Annotated in this window: 13 protein-coding genes and 1 pseudogene; 5 read left to right on the forward strand and 9 right to left on the reverse strand. The window is 68.4% G+C overall.

Annotation, left to right across the window (positions count from 1 at the left end):
• Positions 1–120: 120 nt before the first annotated feature.
• From ABE473_RS17975 to ABE473_RS17990, 4 genes are all read right to left on the reverse strand, one after another.
• The gene (locus ABE473_RS17975) at positions 121–1,719 is read right to left on the reverse strand and encodes a hypothetical protein (protein ID WP_346490436.1); all 1,599 of its coding nucleotides are present in this window, start codon (positions 1,717–1,719) and stop codon (positions 121–123) included.
• Between the two features lie 202 nt (positions 1,720–1,921).
• Positions 1,922–3,643, reverse strand: coding sequence for a thiamine pyrophosphate-dependent enzyme (locus ABE473_RS17980; protein ID WP_346490437.1), 1,722 nt, complete (start codon positions 3,641–3,643; stop codon positions 1,922–1,924).
• An 84-nt stretch (positions 3,644–3,727) separates the two neighbouring features.
• Complete coding sequence (locus ABE473_RS17985; RefSeq protein WP_346490438.1) at positions 3,728–4,588, reverse strand: SH3 domain-containing protein; 861 nt, start codon at positions 4,586–4,588, stop codon at positions 3,728–3,730.
• Between the two features lie 35 nt (positions 4,589–4,623).
• The gene (locus tag ABE473_RS17990; protein ID WP_346490439.1) at positions 4,624–5,121 is read right to left on the reverse strand and encodes a DUF3574 domain-containing protein; all 498 of its coding nucleotides are present in this window, start codon (positions 5,119–5,121) and stop codon (positions 4,624–4,626) included.
• A 241-nt stretch (positions 5,122–5,362) separates the two neighbouring features.
• Here ABE473_RS17990 and ABE473_RS17995 point away from each other — a divergent pair, with 241 nt between their 5' ends.
• The 4 genes from ABE473_RS17995 to otsA all read left to right on the forward strand — a co-directional run bounded on the left by ABE473_RS17995 (position 5,363) and on the right by otsA (position 11,889).
• A complete protein-coding gene (locus tag ABE473_RS17995; protein WP_346490440.1) occupies positions 5,363–7,813 on the forward strand; it encodes a TonB-dependent receptor in 2,451 nt (816 codons plus the stop codon).
• 88 nt (positions 7,814–7,901) lie between these two features.
• On the forward strand, positions 7,902–8,660 hold the full coding sequence (gene otsB / locus ABE473_RS18000) for a trehalose-phosphatase (RefSeq protein ID WP_346490441.1): 759 nt from the start codon (positions 7,902–7,904) through the stop codon (positions 8,658–8,660).
• Positions 8,661–8,746: 86 nt separating this feature from the next.
• Positions 8,747–10,528 carry a glycoside hydrolase family 15 protein gene (locus tag ABE473_RS18005; RefSeq protein WP_346490442.1) on the forward strand — a complete coding sequence of 594 codons (1,782 nt, stop codon included), beginning with the start codon at positions 8,747–8,749 and terminating at the stop codon, positions 10,526–10,528.
• Entirely contained in the window at positions 10,525–11,889 is a 1,365-nt protein-coding gene (otsA, locus tag ABE473_RS18010; RefSeq protein WP_176988389.1) for an alpha,alpha-trehalose-phosphate synthase (UDP-forming), read from the forward strand. Before ABE473_RS18005 ends, otsA begins: the two co-directional genes overlap by 4 nt.
• A gap of 159 nt (positions 11,890–12,048) precedes the next feature.
• On the opposite strand, the gene ABE473_RS18015 is transcribed toward otsA, so the two are convergent.
• Genes ABE473_RS18015 through rluD form a run of 4 tightly spaced genes read right to left on the reverse strand, consistent with a single transcriptional unit; the run spans position 12,049 to position 14,756 of the window.
• On the reverse strand, positions 12,049–12,480 hold the full coding sequence (locus ABE473_RS18015; protein ID WP_346490443.1) for a thiol-disulfide oxidoreductase DCC family protein: 432 nt from the start codon (positions 12,478–12,480) through the stop codon (positions 12,049–12,051).
• Positions 12,455–12,985 (reverse strand): DUF4166 domain-containing protein, encoded by a 531-nt coding sequence (locus ABE473_RS18020; RefSeq protein WP_346490446.1) that lies wholly within the window; start codon positions 12,983–12,985, stop codon positions 12,455–12,457. Before ABE473_RS18020 ends, ABE473_RS18015 begins: the two co-directional genes overlap by 26 nt.
• Positions 12,982–13,761: a peptidoglycan editing factor PgeF gene (gene pgeF, locus ABE473_RS18025; protein ID WP_346490444.1), complete on the reverse strand. Its 780-nt coding sequence runs from the start codon at positions 13,759–13,761 to the stop codon at positions 12,982–12,984. The genes ABE473_RS18020 and pgeF overlap by 4 nt, the downstream gene beginning before the upstream one ends.
• Positions 13,761–14,756, reverse strand: a complete 996-nt coding sequence (rluD, locus tag ABE473_RS18030) for a 23S rRNA pseudouridine(1911/1915/1917) synthase RluD (RefSeq protein ID WP_019183947.1) — start codon at positions 14,754–14,756, stop codon at positions 13,761–13,763. The genes pgeF and rluD overlap by 1 nt, the downstream gene beginning before the upstream one ends.
• 116 nt (positions 14,757–14,872) lie before the next feature.
• Here rluD and ABE473_RS18035 point away from each other — a divergent pair, with 116 nt between their 5' ends.
• Positions 14,873–15,757: an outer membrane protein assembly factor BamD gene (locus ABE473_RS18035; RefSeq protein WP_346490445.1), complete on the forward strand. Its 885-nt coding sequence runs from the start codon at positions 14,873–14,875 to the stop codon at positions 15,755–15,757.
• Between the two features lie 74 nt (positions 15,758–15,831).
• Here ABE473_RS18035 and ABE473_RS18040 read toward each other — a convergent pair.
• Positions 15,832–17,463: pseudogene (locus ABE473_RS18040) on the reverse strand (NAD+ synthase); the annotation flags it as partial.
• Positions 17,464–17,536 lie beyond the last annotated feature (73 nt).

Consider the following 17,536-nt stretch of genomic DNA (forward strand, 5'->3'; position numbering starts at 1 on the left):
GGGGGGTTGTCGGGTTGTTTGGCGGGGGGGGGGGTCGGGGCCGCCCGCCGCCCCGCCCCCCTTTCGCGCCCCCGCCCCCCCCCCGGCTCTACACCCGTTCGACGTGCTACCGCCGGAGCGTCAGCTCCGCTCAGCAGGCTGCTTCTGCAGCGACAACAGCGCCAGCAACCCGGCCAGCGCCACATACGCGCCCGCAAACTGCCAGCTGATGATCTTCGGCAGGCCTTCCAGCTGCCACGGCAGGTAAATCCCACCGCGCGGGTCCACCGAATGGATCAGGCCGAACAGCGTCAGCGCGGCAGCCACCAGCAGGAACCCGGACGCACGCAGCAGTTTCCCGTCGATCATCGCCACTACCGCCGCGATCCACAGCATCGAAGTGATGATGAAGCCATTACCCAGGGTGAAGATCACCGCCAGCTCGGGCAGGCCGTGCCCATCCAGCGTGGTGGTCAAAGCCACCAGCTGCTCCGGCGCGATCCAGCCCGGCGCCTTGATCGCCAGCAGGTAAGCCACCGAGGGCAGGAAGCCCAGCACCATCGCCCCGGCATGCTCGCGCGGCGTGGCCTGGAAGGCCTGGGTGGTGATGTCGATCGCCACGTACACGATGATCGGCGCCAGCACCGCCAGCGGCAGCCACTGCACCAGCCCGGAGATCACCCCCAGCATGCCGCCGATGCCGACGAACAGGCCGGTCAGCAGCGTGTAGCCGCTGCGCGCCCCCATGTGCTTGTAGGCCGGCTGGCCGATGTACGGCGTGGTCTGCGCCACACCGCCGCAGAAGCCGGCCACCAGCGTGGCGATCGCTTCCACCAGCAGGATGTCGCGGGTGCGGTAGTCGTCACCGGCAGCGCGTGCACTCTCGGAGACGTTGATGCCACCCACCACCATCAGCAGGCCGAACGGCAGCAGCAGCGGCAGGTAGGTGATCGCGGTCGGCAGGCCCTCGATGAAGCCCAGCGTCGGCCACGGCAGCACCACCTGCGGCGGCACCCACTCGGGCACCTTGAAGCCCGGTGCGCCCAGCCCGGCAAGCCCGAGGCCGTAGTACAGAATCGTGCCGAACACGAACGCGACCAGCACGCCGGGCGCACGGATCGGCAGCGTCCGCTTGGCGATCAGCACGTACAGCAGCAGGCCCAGCGTAACGAAGCCGACGATCGGAGAGCGCAGCGTTTCCAGCAGCGGCAGGAACCCCATCAGCACGATCGCGATGCCGGCGATGGAGCCGAGCAGCGAGGCACGCGGCAGCGCGCGGGTGACGGCTTCGCCGAAGAACGAGAGGATCACCTTCAGCACGCCCATGATCACCAGCGAGGCCATGCCCAGCTGCCAGGTCGCGATGGCGGCATCGTGCGGGGCCAGCCCCTGCCCCTTGAAGGCGAGGAAAGCCGGGCCGAGCACCAGCAGCGCCATACCGATGCTGGTCGGGGCATCCAGGCCCAGCGGCATCGCGGTGACATCATCGCGGCCGGTGCGGGCGGCCAGGCGTCGTGCCATCCAGGTGTAGAGCACGTTGCCGACCAGCACGCCGAAGGCGGTACCCGGGAACATGCGGCCGAACACCACATCCGCGGGGAACTGGAAAATGCCGACCAGTGCCATCGCGATGAAGCCGAGGATCGACAGGTTGTCGACCACCAGGCCGAAGAAGCCGTTGAGATCGCCGGCAACGAACCAGCGGGGGCGTCCGGAGGGGACGGGGGCAGTGGCGGACATGCGGGGGACGGCCGTGGGGAGGGGGTAGCCGATGGTAGGGCCTCACCGCCGCCAGTAACAGGCGCATGGATGGAACGCCGGGAAACGTCCGCGGGTGGGACGCGTCACCGCGCGGCAGTGCCGGCCGCTGGCCGGCACCTTCAGGATGCTTCAGGCAATGGCGGGAGCCGGCCAGCGGCCGCACTACCGGAAGGCGTGCGCCTCAGGGCTTGTTGAGGAAGTTGTTGGCCAGCAGGTCCCGCACATCCCCGACCCGCCCGCTGAGCAGCGCCTTGGCCGCATACAGCGCGGTGCCGGCCACCTGCTTGGCTTCCACCTGCGGCGGCATCACCAGCTCGGTCGGGCTGGTATGCACGTCCAGCAGCGCCGGGCCGGGATGGGCCAGGATGTCCTGCACCGCCTGCTCCAGGTCCTCCGAGCGGGTCACGGTGCGCCCGTAGAAACCGATCACCTCGGCCAGGCGGCCGAAATCGGGGTTCTGCAGGTCGGTGTAGTTGTCCAGCAGGCCTTCGACCTTCTGCTCCAGCTCGACGAAGTTCAGCGAGCTGTTGTTGTAGACCACCACCTTGATCGGCAAGTTCTCCTGCACCGCGGTGAGCAGATCGCCGAGCAGCATCGCCAGGCCACCATCACCGGAGAGCGAAATCACCTGACGGCCCGGGTAGGCCTTCTGCAGGCCCAGCGCCTGCGGCATCGCGTTGGCCATCGTCCCGTGCAGCAGGCTGGTCAGGGTGCGGCGGCGCCCATTGACGCGGATATGGCGCAGGATCCACACCATCGGCGAGCCGCCGTCGGCAGTGAACAGCGCATCGTCGGCAGCGTGGCGGTCGATCAGCGCGGTCAGATGCTGGGGGTGGATCAACTCGCCCTCGCCCGGCTGCTCTTCCTTGGCCCGTGTAGCCAGCGCCTTTTCGCGATGCTCCATGCACTCGTCCAGGAAGCTGCGGTCCTCGCGCTCCGGCAGCAACGGCAGCAGCGCCTCCAGGGTCGGGCCGATGTCGCCCACCACGCCCAGGTTCACCGGATGGCGGCGGCCAAGATGGCTGCCATCGCGATCCACCTGGATCAGCGTGGCCTTGTCCGGGTAGTACTGGCCCCAGGCGAAGTCCGCGCCGAGCAGCAGCAGCGTGTCGCAGGCCATCAGCGTGTGGTAACCGGACTCGATGCCGAAGATGCCGGTCATGCCCATGTTGTACGGGTTGTCGTACTCGACGAAATCCTTCGCGCGCGAGGTATGCGCGATCGGCGCCTTGAGCTTGGCACCCAGCGCGACCAGCGCGTCATGCGCATGCTCGCAGCCCGCGCCGGCGTAGATGCCGATGCGCTTGCCCTCGCCGATCAGCGCGGCGATGCGCTGCAGTTCATCGTCCGAAGGACGCAGCACCGGCTGGGTGTAGTGCACCGAGAACGGCGGATCGTGCTTGACCTCGGCTTCGCTGATGTCGGCCGGCAGAATCACGACGGCCACACCACGGCGGCTGATCGCCGCCTGGCACGCCAGGGTCACCACGCGGCGCGCCTGCTCCGGGCTGTGCACCTGCTCGCAGAACACGCTGCAGCTGCCGTACACCGCCTTGAAATCGACTTCCTGCGGGAATTCCATCCCCAGCTCGGCGGTGACCACCTGGCTGGCGATCAATACCATCGGCGCGCGGTTTCGGTTGGTTTCGAACACGCCGTTGATGAAGTGCAGGCCACCCGGACCGCACGAGCCGGCGCAGGCGGTGAGCCGCCCGCTGATCAGCGACTCGGCACCGGCGGCAAACGCGGCCACTTCCTCATGCCGCATGTGCACCCATTCGATATCGCTGCGATGGAGGGCATCGGTGACATGGTTGAGGGTGTCACCGACGATGCCGTAACAGTGACGGACACCGGCGGCCTGCAGGGTTTCAACCACGATCTCGGCAACGCGCTTGCTCATGACATGCTTCCACGACGAGGGGGAAGCGTCAGCGTAGTACCGGGCAAGTGACACTCATGTGGGTTTACGCGTGGCGGCGATCGATCACGGCTGCGTGTTCACCCAGCCCAGCACCGCGCCGCGCGTGGGATTCTCATAACGCACCTGCACCCAGCCGTCGCGCTCATCCAGCAGCGCGACACGGTCGTCCCGGACCAGATAGCGCCTGGTAGCGGCATCGCCCGGCTGGCTGTACAGGGGCAGCCGCGCCGCCATCACACGGCCGGAAACAGGGACCAGCGGCGCGCCGGCGGGTGGCGTCTCCAGGCCATCGCCGATGGCGGTCTCCAGCACCTTGCCGGCAGGATCGAAGGTGCTCCAGACCGCCAGCGGACCGCTGTTGGCGGTCTGCTTGACGAGCACGTAGGGCTCGAGGAGTTCGTCGAGCATCAGCAGGCGTTCGGCGCGGTACAGATACAGGCGCGTGCCGTCGTAACGGTACTGGTCCACGTACCACATCGGGCCACCGCGGCAGCTGCTGCCCAGGGTGCGGGTCGCTGCATCCACGGTCAGGCCCATCAGGCCACCGCATTGCGCACCGTCGGTCGAGACCGGTTCGAGCGCGACCAGCTGCTGCTGCGCCGGGTCGTAGCGATAGACCGCCACCGCCTCATTGACCATGCCCACCGAGGCGCGCGCGACCAGCTCCGGGCGGCCGTCGAAGTCGACATCCTCGGCCGACAGGCGCGCAGTGCCGTCCGCATCGGCCGCACCCGGCAGCACCTGGCGCGTGCCGGAAGGCGTGAGCAGCACGGCGATGCTGCCGCCCTCCTGCACCTCGGCCTGCGCCTGCACGCCCGGCGCAACCTCCCATCGCAGCGGGGCCGGGTCGGCATCCTGCGCGTGCGCGCACGTCACCGCCAGGCCCATCACCACCGCGGCCAGCATCGCATCCCTGTGTTTCATCATCGCTCCATGAGGCGCCACCGCGGCGCCCGGGATCAGAACGATACTTCAACCGCCTGCTGCGCCCACAGCACCGACTGATGGCCGGTCGCCTGCTTCCATGCCAGGCGGATCGCTTCGATGTCGGCGCGGCGCTGCGGGGTGTTTTCGTGCAGGACCACCAGCACCTTGGTGCGCAGGCGGTTCGGTTCGGGGGCGCCGCGGAACAGCCACTGGCCGTAGGCATCGAACACGGTCAAGCCGTCCGGGAAGCGCGGCGTGACCTCCTTGTCGAGGAAGGCGCGCCACTGCGCGTCGCTGATGCCCTCGGTCTGCGGGCGGTCGGCCACGCCGGTTTCCTCGCCCACGCCGAAGTAGAGCTCGCTGCGGACCCAGCCGGCGGCCGCGTCCGGGCGCGCGGCATCGCCCTGCAGGGTGGCCGTGGCGGTGGTCGCCGTGGCGGTGGCGGGCGGGGTCGGCTTGGCGGCCGGGGCGGCGGTGGCACAGCCGCTGGTGGCCAGGACCAGGGCAAACAGAATGGCGCGGAACGACATGGACAACTCTCCGGAAACACAGGGACAGGCGGGGAAGGAGCGTGCCGGACATCCGGGTCCGGTGCAGATCGCCAACGGCTATCTGCTGATAACCACCCCGATGGGACTTGCATCGCACAGGGACATCACGCGAAGATAATATATCGCTTCATCCGGATGGATTGGTAGTGCCGGTCATCAGCCGGCAACGCCCGCTCCCTCCTCCCCCTCCCCTTCCCCTCGTCGTCCTGCTGGAGTCCGCATGTCCCGTCCGTCCGCGTCGCGCCTTGGCCTTGCCATCGCGCTCGTCCTCTCCTCCCCCCTGCTGGCCCAGGACGTACTTGCGCAGGACGCGCCGACCACCGCCAAAACGCTGGACACCGTGATCGTCACCGGCACCCGCGCGATCGACCGGACCGTGCTGGAATCCACCTCGCCGGTGGACGTGCTCACCGCCGAGGACATCCGCAAGGCCGGCGTGGTCAATGGTGAACTGGGCAGCGCGCTGCAGGCGCTGCTGCCCTCGTTCAACTTCCCGCGCCAGTCCAACTCCGGTGGCGCCGACCATATCCGTGCCGCCCAGCTGCGCGGGCTCTCGCCCGACCAGGTGCTGGTGCTGGTCAACGGCAAGCGCCGCCACAGCAGCGCGCTGGTCAACACCGACAGCAAGATCGGCAAGGGCACCACCCCGGTCGACTTCAACGCGATCCCGGTCAGCGCGATCAAGCGCATCGAGGTGCTGCGCGACGGCGCCGGCGCGCTGTACGGCTCCGATGCGGTCGCCGGCGTGATCAACGTGATCCTCGATGACGCCCCGGAAGGCGGCGCGTTCGAAGCCAGCTTCGGCGCCAACCACACCGACCTCAAGCCGATCGACCGCACGATCACCGATGGCCAGACCAGCTATGCCAGTGCCAAGGTCGGCACCGCGCTGGGCGACGAAGGCGGCTTCCTGCGCGTCGGCCTGGAGCTGAAGAACCACGAGGGCACCAACCGCGCCGGCTTCGACCAGATTCCGCCGTGGGACCAGAGCGAGACCAACCTTGCCCTGCAGGGCAAGCGCAACTATGTGCTCGGCGACGGCAAGACCAAGGATCTCAACGCCTGGTACAACGCGCAGCTGCCGTTCGGCGAGACCTCCACGTTCTACAGCTTCGCCACCTTCAACCAGCGCGACAGCGAAGGCGCGAACTACTTCCGCTACCCGGACAGCGACGCCAACTGGGCCCAGGTCTACCCGAACGGCTACCGCCCGATCTCCGAAGGCGAGAACCGCGACGTGCAGGCCGTGGCCGGCGCGAAGGGCCAGTGGGGCGAGTGGAACTACGACGCCAGCCTGGATTACGGCGTCAACACGTTCACCTACCGCCTGCGCAACTCGATCAATGCCTCGCTGGGCCCGACCAGCCCGACCCGCTTCAAGACCGGCGACTACCGCAATGAGCTGACGGTCGCCAATGTCGACCTCGGCCGCGTGTTCGCGCAGGGCGACAGCATCACCCACAGCCTGGGCCTGGGCCTGGAAGCGCGTCGCGACCATTACGAAACCCGCCCGGGTGACCCGAGCAGCTATGCCGCCGGCCCGTTCACGGACCGCCCGACCGGCTCGCAGGCCGGTGGCGGCCTGACCCCGCAGGATGCGACCTCGCTGTCGCGGGATGTCGCCAGCGCCTATGCCAGCCTGTCCAGCCAGTTCGGCGAGCATTTCTCCAGCGATCTGGCCGCGCGCTACGAGCACAGCGACGACTTCGGTGGCGAGCTGACCGGCAAGCTGGGCCTGCGTTACGAGTTCACCCCGGCGTTCGCGCTGCGTGGCGCGATCTCCAACAACTTCCGCGCGCCGTCGCTGGCGCAGATCGGCTACGAGTCCACCTCCACCGGTTACAACGCCGCCGGCCAGCTGGTCCAGGGCCGCGTGCTGTCGGTCAACAATCCCATCGCCCGCGGCCTCGGCGCCACCGACCTGAAGCCGGAGAAGTCGCTCAACACCAGCCTGGGCTTCACCAGCCGCATCGGCGACCACTTCGACGTCTCGCTGGACTTCTTCCAGATCGACATCGACGACCGCATCGCGCTGTCGGAGAGCATCACCGGCGATGCGCTGACCGACTACGTGCAGCAGCAGTTCGACGTGGCCGGCCTGCAGAGCGCCAGCTTCTTCGTCAACGCCGCCGATACCCGCACCCGGGGCGCCGAACTGGTGAGCAACTGGCGGCAGTCGCTGGGCAATGGCGAGCTGGTGCTGACCGGCACCTACGCCTACACCAAGACCACCCTGAAGAACGTGCTCGCCACGCCGCCGGGTCTGCTGGCGCTGGATCCTGACTACGTGCTGTTCGGCGTGGAAGAGACCAATACCCTGACCGACGCCACGCCGCGCACCCGCGCTGCGCTGGCCGCGAGCTGGGCCAATGACCGCTGGTCGCTGAGCAGCCGTCTCAGTCGCTATGGCAGCGTGACCCGTGTGTTCAACTTCGGTGATGGCTACATCCCGCGCCAGACCTTCGGCGCGGAATGGCAGCTGGATGCCGAGGTCGACTACAAGATCACGCCGCAGTGGAGCGTGGCACTGGGCGGACAGAACCTGACCGACAACTACTCGGATCTGTCCAACGATGACATCTACTACTTCGGCAACCTGCCGTACGACGTGCTGTCACCGATCGGCAGCAATGGCGCGTACTACTACGGCCGCGTCCGCTACACCTTCTGACCGGTAGTGCCGGCCGCTGGCCGGCACCTCGGCGTGGGTGTGGCTGCCATGACCTGGCAATCACATCCACGCTGGCATGTTGGTCACCATGGCCAACGACTTCCCCCAACGTCCGCCGCCGCCGCTGCTGGACGATGCCTGTGCGCTGTTCCTGGATGTGGATGGCACCCTTATCGAATTCGCGGACGACCCCGAGTCGGTCGCGCTGCTGCCCGATGTGCGTGAAGCGATCGGGCGCATCAGCGACCGCTTGGATGGCGCGGTCGCGCTGATCAGCGGGCGACCGCTCGCCCAGCTCGACACACTCTTCGCGCCCCTGAGCCTGCCCGCTGCCGGCCTTCATGGCCACGAGCTGCGCAACCACGAGCAGCGCGCGCAGAGCACTGATCCCTCCACCGATACCAGCGAGTGGCTGCATGCCCTGCACCAGCAGGCGATACGGTTCGCGCATGGCTATCCCGGCGTGCTGGTGGAGGACAAGGGCCGCAGCCTGGCCCTGCACTGGCGCGGCGCCCCGCATGCCGCCAACGATGTGCGCGCGTTCGCCGAACGGCATATCCGTGGGCATGCCGGCTACAAGCTGCAGCCCGGCGACCATGTCATCGAATTCCTGCCCGAAGGCAGCGACAAAGGGCGCGCGATGCAGCAGCTGATGCTGCAGCCGCCGTTCCGCGATCGCATGCCGGTCTTCGTCGGCGATGACCTCACCGATGAATTCGGCTTTGGCGCGGCCAACGACCTGCATGGCTGGAGCGTGCTGGTCGGTGCGCGCGAGCCCAGCGATGCGGTGTTCGCGCTGCCGACGATACGCAGCGTGCACGCCTGGCTTCGCGAGAATGCCTACTGATGCCTTGATCCCAAGGCCCCCTGACGCCGCGCGCAGGTCTCCCCCACCGGTGTGCCGCCGCGGCATGACACGAGACTTCCTGCATCATGAGCGAACCCGATCTGAATCTGGGCGTGGTCGGCAATGGCAGCTTCGGCGCACTGATCGACAAGCACGCGCGCGTCGTCTGGAGCTGCCTGCCGACCTTCGATGGCGACCCGACCTTCTGCGCCCTGCTCGGCCCCAACCAACAGGAAGGCGGTGACTTCGGCATCGAGCTGGAGGACATGGTCGACAGCGAGCAGAGCTACCTGACCAACACCGCCATCCTGCGCACCGTGCTGCGCGACAAGCATGGCGGCGCCCTGGAAATCATCGATTTCGCGCCGCGCTGGCGCCAGAACGACCGCTTCTACCGGCCGGTCAGCCTGATCCGGCAGGTGCGTCCGCTGTCCGGCAACCCGCGCATCATCGTACGCGCCCGCCCGCTGGCCGACTGGGGCGCCCGCGTGCCCGAGGCCACCTGGGGCAGCAACCACATCCGCTGGGTACTGCCCGACCACGTGCTGCGCCTGACCACCGATGTGCCGCTGCGCTTCGTCCGCGACGGCCTGCCGTTCGTGCTCAACCATCCCGTGCACCTGGTGCTCGGCGTGGATGAATCGCTCAACCGCTCGCTCAGCGGTTACGTACAGGAGTCCTTCCAGCGCACGCGCGACTACTGGCGCGAATGGGTGCGCTATCTGTCGATCCCGCTGGAATGGCAGGACGCGGTGATCCGCAGCGCGATCACGCTGAAGCTGTGCCAGTACGAGGACAGCGGCGCGATCATCGCCGCGATGACCACGTCCATTCCAGAAGCGCCCGGCAGCATCCGCAACTGGGACTACCGCTACTGCTGGCTGCGCGACGCCGCCTTCGTGGTGCGCACGCTCAACCGCCTCGGCGCGACCCGCACGATGGAGCAGTTCCTGGGCTACATCTTCAACCTGGCCACCGCCGATGGCAGCCTGCAACCGCTGTACGGCATCAGCTTCGAAGCGAAGCTTGAAGAGAGCGAAGTACCGTCACTCTCCGGCTACCGCGGCATGGGCCCGGTGCGCCGCGGCAACCTGGCCTGGGTGCAGCGCCAGCACGATGTCTATGGCAGCGTGGTGCTTGCCTCCACCCAGCTGTTCTTCGACCGCCGCCTGCAGGACCCGGGTGATGCACACACCTTCGCGCGGCTGGAACCGCTCGGCGAGCAGGCCTTCACCCTGCATGACGTGCCGGATGCCGGGCTGTGGGAATTCCGTGGCCGCACCGAAGTCCACACCTACACCAGCGCGATGTGCTGGGCCGCCTGCGACCGCCTGTGCAAGATCGCCGTGCGGCTGAAGCTGGACGACCGCGCCACTTACTGGCGCGAGCGCGCCGACATCATCCATGCGCGCATCATGCGCGAGTCGTGGAGCGAAGAACTCGGCCACTTCACGGATACCTTCGGCGGCCATCGCCTGGATGCGTCGTTGCTGCTGCTGGCCGATATCGGGTTCATCGAGGCCACCGACGCACGTTTCGTGGCCACGGTCGACGCGATCGGCCGCGATCTCAAACACGGCAACGCGCTGTACCGCTACGTGGCGCCGGATGACTTCGGCGAGCCGGAAACCAGCTTCACCATCTGCACCTTCTGGTACATCGATGCACTCGCCGCGATCGGCCGCCTGGACGAAGCGCGCGAGATGTTCGAGATGCTGCTGGAGCGCCGCAACCATCTGGGCCTGCTCTCCGAGGATCTCGCGTTCGACAACGGCGAGGCCTGGGGCAACTTCCCGCAGACCTATTCGCACGTGGGCCTGATCACCGCCGCGATGCGCCTGTCGCGCAGCTGGCAGGAGGCGTCATGAGCCGTCTGGTCGTCGTGTCCAACCGGGTCGCCGTTCCCGGCGAATCCCGCGCCGGCGGCCTCGCGGTGGGGCTGCTGGCCGCGCTCAAGGAGCGCGGTGGCCTGTGGTTCGGCTGGAGCGGCAAGTCGGTGCGCGACAACAGCGGTGCCCTGCACGAGCAGGTCGACGGGGACATCCGCTACGTCACCATGGACCTCAACAAGCGCGACGTCGATGGTTACTACAACGGCTTCGCCAACCGTACGCTGTGGCCGCTGCTGCACTTCCGGCTGGACCTGGTCGACTATGACCGCGCCACCCGCGAGACCTATCGCCGGGTCAACGCGCTGTTCGCCGAGAAGCTCGCGCCGCTGCTGCGCGAGGACGACATCGTCTGGATCCATGATTACCACCTGATCCCGCTGGCCTCGCTGCTGCGCGAGCGTGGCATCGGCTGCCGGATCGGCTTCTTCCTGCACGTGCCGATGCCCTCGGCCGATCTGCTGCAGGCGATGCCGGACCATCTGCGGCTGTTCTCCAGCCTCTACGCCTACGATCTGGTCGGCTTCCAGACCCAGCGCGATGCGGACCGCTTCCAGTCCTATGTGCGGCTGTTCGGTGGCGGCCGTGTGCTGCCCGACGGCGAACTGGAAGCGCCCGGCGGTCGGCGTTTCCGCGCCGCCGCCTTCCCGATCGGCATCGATACCGAGTTCATCGCGCGCCAGGCCAAGGCCGGTGCGAACAAGCCCGCGGTCAAGGACCTGCGCGGCAGCCTGCGCAATCGGCAGCTGGCGATCGGCGTGGACCGGCTCGACTATTCCAAGGGACTGCCCGAGCGCTTCCAGGGATTCGAGCGCTATCTGGAACGCCATCCGGACCAGCACGGCTCACTGACCTACCTGCAGATCGCACCGGTCTCGCGCGGCGATGTCACCGAATACCGGCAGCTGCGCGGGCAGCTGGAGCAGATCGCCGGGCACATCAACGGCGGGCATGCCGCACCGGACTGGACCCCGCTGCGCTACGTCAACCAGAACTTCACCCACGCCACCCTGACCGGCTTCTACCGGGCGGCGGCGGTCGGCCTGGTAACGCCGCTGCGCGATGGCATGAACCTGGTCGCCAAGGAATACGTGGCCTCGCAGGACCCGGAGAACCCGGGCGTGCTGGTGCTGTCCCTGCTGGCCGGCGCGGCCGATGAACTGAAGCAGGCGCTGCTGGTCAATCCGCATGACCTGGATGGTGTCGCGGATGCGATCGCCACTGCGGCGACGATGCCATTGAAGAAGCGCGTGGAGCGCTGGCAGGCGATGATGGACCACCTGCGCACGTACGACATCAATCATTGGCGGCAGACGTATCTGCAGGCGCTGGAAGGGTGATGCCGGCCAGCGGCCGGCACTACCGGACGGATTAGGCGATGCCGGCCAGCGGCCGGCACTACCGGACGGATTAGGCGATGCCGGCCAGCGGCCGGCACTACGGTGATGGCGCGAACGTTTACGGTAGTGCCGGCCGCTGGCCGGCAGCGCGTCCACCCGTCAGTCCAGGAACCGCGCCGCCTGCGCCGGTGTCGGCAGGAAACACGTGTCATGCCGACCGAACCACCGATACCGGTTGCGGGCCAGCGCGCGATACGCGTGGTCTCGCAGCAGGCGCGGCACCCAGCGCAGCACGCCCAGCAGACGCCACGCGCCGCCCAGCCCCGTCAGCACGCGGATGATCGCATCGGTGTCCGTCCACGCACGGCCTGCGTCGAGCAGGAGGAACGACGTCGGGTCCTCCGGATCCAGCCCGTGTGCCTGCAGCAGAGCCCGTCCCTGCGCGCCCTGCATCGCCGCGAAGCGGTAGCGGCCCCGCGTGTCGAAGCGCAGCAGGAACCGCACCCAGCGGCTGCACAGGGCGCACACGCCGTCGAAGACGATGATCGGTTCGGCGCTCGGAACATCAGGACGGTTCAAGCCAACCCTCATAGCGTATGAAAGGACCGATCCACGGCAGCGTCACCGCCACATCGAACGCGTAGCGGCCGTCCTGCTCGTACTCGCGGCAGCGTACCCCGTCGAACCACCGCGCGGGCACCGCCAGCACGCCGGCCAACCAGACCCGTCGTACCCGCCAACGAATCGCCCCCTGATCAACCTGGAGATCGAACTCGAACTGGACGGCCCCAAGGCGCTCGCGCAGCCGCCCTTGTCGAACCCATAACCGCGACTGCATTGGATGGTCACCGAAGCGCCGTGACCACCGTTCGCCCCCCGCGTCCACCAGGAAATGGACGCTGGCCGGCACATCCGCCTGGGTAGGAGGCAGATGCGCGCCCCAGGCCAGCAGCGGCACCAGCCAATGCCTGCCCCGCCGGATATCCGCCCTGCCCCGGTACTGCGCGCCGCCCGCCACGCTGTGCAGCGCGCGCACGGCCGGGTCCAGCGTCTCGAAGCCGCTCCCCAGCGCCCGGGCGAACAACGGGGGTGTCAGGGCGCGATCCACGCCAGGGTCGCCATGCGCCCGGTGCGGCGGTCGCGCCGATGCGAATAGAACCGCTGCGGATCGGCCAGGGTGCAGTACTGCCCGCCGCTGATGCCTGCCGGGTCCAGCCCGGCCGACTGCAGCCGCCGGCGGGCCAACGCATACAGATCGACCTTCCAGTGCCCCGGTCGGGTCGCCACGAAAGCCGTCGCAGCCCCCTCGTCGCGCTCGACAAAGGCCTCGAACACGTCCTCGCCGATCTCGTAGAGGGCCGGACCGGCCGCGGGCCCCAGCCAGGCCTGCAGTTGTGCGGCCGGGGTCTGCATGGCGGCCACGGTGGCCTCCAGCATGCCGTCGGCCAGCCCACGCCACCCGGCATGGGCGGCGCCGATCTCACCGCCATCGCGCGCGGCGAAGACCACCGGCAGGCAGTCGGCGGTGAGGATGGCCAGCACCACGCCCGGGACCGAGGTCACGGCGGCATCGGCGGTGGGCTCAGCCTCCACGCCGATGGCCGTCGGCGGGGCGGTGAAGCGACGCACGCCGGTGCCATGCACCTGGCGCAGCCAGTGCGGCGCCGAGGGCAGGCCCAGCCCGGGCACGAGCAGGTCGCGGTTGCGCTGCACCTGTGCCGGGTCGTCGCCGTCGGCGGCGTACCGGTTGCCCATGTTGAACTGGTCGAACGGCGCCACCGAACCGCCTGCGCCGAAGCGCAGGGTGGTCAGCGAATGGACCCCGGTCGGGGCCTGCCAGTCGGCTGGCAGCACGGGCACGGGGGCGTCCATCAGCGGCGGTTGCGTTCCTGCTCGGCGAAGCGCTTGCTGTCTTCGCGCAGGGCGTGCAGCAGGGCCTGCATGTCGGCCGGCGGCGGCGCGCTGTTGGTGATCTTTTCCCCGGTGATCGGGTGCACGAACTCCAGCGTTTCAGCGTGCAGCGCCTGGCGCTTGAAGCCGCGCAGTTCGGCCACCAGCTCGTCGCTGGCACCCTTCGGCAGCTTCAGCGCGCCGCCATACAGCTGATCGCCGATGATCGGGTGGCGCAGGTGCGCCATGTGCACGCGGATCTGGTGGGTACGGCCGGTTTCCAGGCGGCACTCCAGCGCCGTGTGCGCACGGAAACGCTCGCGCAGGCGGTAATGGGTGATCGCTTCCTTGCCGTCTTCGCGCACGGCCATGCGGATGCGGTCGCGCGGGTGACGGTCGATGCCGGCGGTGGCGGTGCCGCCGGAGACCAGCGCGCCGACCACCACGGCCAGGTACTGGCGATGCACCTCACGCGCGGACAGCTGCTCGACCAGCGCGGTCTGCGCCTGGATGGTGCGGGCGATGACCATCACGCCGCTGGTGTCCTTGTCCAGGCGGTGCACGATGCCGGCGCGCGGCAGCACCGACAGCGAGGGGTCGCGGAACAGCAGCGCATTGACCAGCGTGCCGGTCGGGTTGCCCGCGCCGGGGTGGACCACCAGGCCGACCGGCTTGTTGATCACGAACACATGCTCGTCCTCGTACAGGACCTCCAGCGGGATGTCCTCCGGCTCGGCATGGGTCTGGGTGTCGAGCACGACATGCAGGCTGGCCACCTCGCCGCCGCGCACCGGGTCGCGGCCGCGCACGGTGTCGCCGTCCAGGAGGACGTCCCCGGACTTGATCCACTCGGTCAGCTTGGACCGGGAGAATTCGGGGAACAGCTCGGCCAGGACGGCGTCGAAACGCCGGCCGGCGGCGGTATCAGGCACGATGGCCTGGCGGGGGGAATCGGAATCAGCAGGGGTATCGGACATGGGGGCACACCGCAATAGGGACAATTTTGGGGTCCGGGCGACCAGTTTCAGTCGCGGGACAGGCCACTAGGCTATCATCGACCCTTCGTATTCCAGCCGCGTCCCGCCCTGACCCCATGATCCGACGCTCCGTTATGCTGTCCGCGCCCGTCCGCCTCGCCGCCCTGATGCTGGTGCTGCTCTTCGTCGCCACCGGCTGCCACCGTGGTACCAAGGACAAGAATCCGGATGAAGGCCTGCCGGTTGAGCAGCTCTATGAAAAGAGCCACAAGCTCATGGAAGGGGGGAACTGGAGCGGTGCCGAAGCCAGCTTCCGCCGCCTGGTAGCCCAATACCCGTATGGCCCGTATACCGAACAGGCCATGATCGAAAGCGCCTACGCGCAGTACAAGGCCGGCAAGCACGATGACGCGGTGTCCAGCGTGGACCGCTTCATCCGTACCTACCCGACCCATCGCAACATCGCCTACATGTACTACCTGCGTGGCCTGGCCAATGGCAACCGCGACACGGTCTTCCTGCGCCGCGTCTGGTCGCTGGACCCGAGCCGCCGCGACCTGTCCAGCCCGCGCCAGGCCTATGCCGATTTCACCATCGTCACCGAGCGCTACCCGAACAGCCGCTACGCCGCCGACGCGCGCCAGCGGATGATCGCCCTGCGCGACGTGTTCGCCCAGTACGAACTGGACAACGCCCTGTACTACCTGCGCCGCGAGGCCTACGTCTCGGCCGCCGGCCGCGCCAACTTCCTACTGGAGAACTACCCGCAGAGCGCGTTCCAGTACGACGCCGTGGCCGCCCTGGGCGAGGCCTACACCAAGCTGGGCAACAAGACCCTGGCCGACGATGCCCGCCGCGTGCTCGAGCTGAACCAGCCCGACCACCCCTGGCTGCAGGGCAACTGGCCGAAGTACCCGTGGATGGTCCGCAAGCTGAACCCGTTTGCCGGCGAGAAGTCCGCCAGTACCGGTGAACGCAACGCCACGATGAACCGCAAGTAATGAAAAAGGCCCCGAAAGGGGCCTTTTTCATTGCCCGGCGCCGACCAAAGGTCGGCGCCCCCACCCCCCACACAGCCCGTGTACCCAATGCTGATCGGGTACCCGCGCGCACGCCCGCACGCCCGGCGCGCGACCATCGGCCCCGGGGCGGCCGGGTGGCGCTTCCACTCGCTGGTGCGCACCAGGCGCAGCACACGGTCCACCACCTCGCCAGCGTACCCGGCGGCCACGATCTCCTCGCGCGACTGCTCCTGGTCCACGTAGCGGTACAGGATGCCGTCCAGCACGTCGTAGGCGGGCAGCGAGTCCTGGTCGGTCTGGTTGGCGCGCAGCTCGGCCGAGGGCGGGCGGGAAATCACCGCCGGCGGGATCACCGGGGCGCCGCCCACGGTATTGCGCCACTTGGAGAGCCCGAACACCTCCGTCTTGTACAGGTCCTTGAGCGGGGCATAGCCGCCGCACATGTCGCCGTAGATGGTCGCGTAGCCCACCGCGTACTCGCTCTTGTTGCCGGTGGTCAGCAGCAGCCCGCCGAACTTGTTGGACAGCGCCATCAGGATCACGCCGCGGCTGCGCGACTGCAGGTTCTCCTCGGTCACATCGGCAGCCTGCCCCTCGAACATCGGGCCGAGCGCGGCCATCAGGCCCTCGAACACCGGCTCGATCGAGACCGCTTCCAGTTTCACCCCCAGCGCGCGGCACTGCTCGGCGGCCAGGTCGTTGGACATGTCCGCCGTGTAGCGCGACGGCAGCCGCACCGCGGTGACGTTGGCCGCGCCCAGCGCATCCACCGCCATCGCCAGCACCAGGGCCGAATCGATGCCGCCGGACAGCCCCAGCCAGACCTTCTTGAAGCCGTTCTTGCGGCAGTAGTCCTGGATCCCGCGGGTCACCGCCCGCCAGGCCAGCGCGTCCATGCTCTCGTCGCCGTCGTCCATCCACTCGCGCGGCAGGAAGCGGCGCGCATCGGCGTCGTAATCCACCACCAGCCACTGGTCGGTGAAGGCCGCGGCCGCCGGATGCACCGTGCCATCGCCATCGGCGACGACCGAGGCACCGTCGAACACCAGCGCGTCCTGGCCGCCCACCACGTTCAGATAGGCAATCGCCGCCCCGCTCTCACGGGTGCGCTCGGCCAGCAGCGCATCACGCTGGGCGTGCTTGCCGCGCTCGTAGGGGGAGGCGTTGGGCACGATCACCAACTGCGCGCCGGCGCGCACGGTATCGGCCAGCGGTTCGGCGAACCAGAGGTCCTCGCAGACCAGCACGCCGACCGGCACGCCCTTCAGCTCGAACACGCAGCTGCCGCCGTCCGGATCGACATCGAAATATCGGCGCTCATCGAACACCGCGTAATTGGGCAGCTCGCGCTTGCGGTAGGTGTGTTCGACCTTGCCATCGCGCAGCACGCTGGCCGCGTTGTAGACCACCGCACCGGCCGCCTGTGGCCAGCCGACCACGGCCGCGATGCCGGTGGTGGCCGCCGCGATGCGCTCCAGCGCCTGCTGGCAGTCGTACAGGAAGCCCGGGCGCAGCAGCAGATCCTCCGGCGGGTAGCCGCTGATCGCCAGCTCCGGGAACACCACCAGCTCGGCCCCGTACTCGTCGCGCGCCTCGGCGATCATCGCGATGATGTTATCGGTGTTCTGCGCCACTGCGCCAACCGGAAAATCGAACTGCGCCAGGGCAATGCGGAGCGACGTCATGGGGGTCCAGCCTGTGGTTGCAATACGCTCATTGTAGTGCCGGCCGCTGGCCGGCAACCACGCATTCGGCGGC

The sequence above is a fragment of the Stenotrophomonas sp. TWI700 genome, from assembly GCF_039673645.1.
GTDB classification, from domain to species: Bacteria; Pseudomonadota; Gammaproteobacteria; order Xanthomonadales; family Xanthomonadaceae; genus Stenotrophomonas; species Stenotrophomonas maltophilia_AA.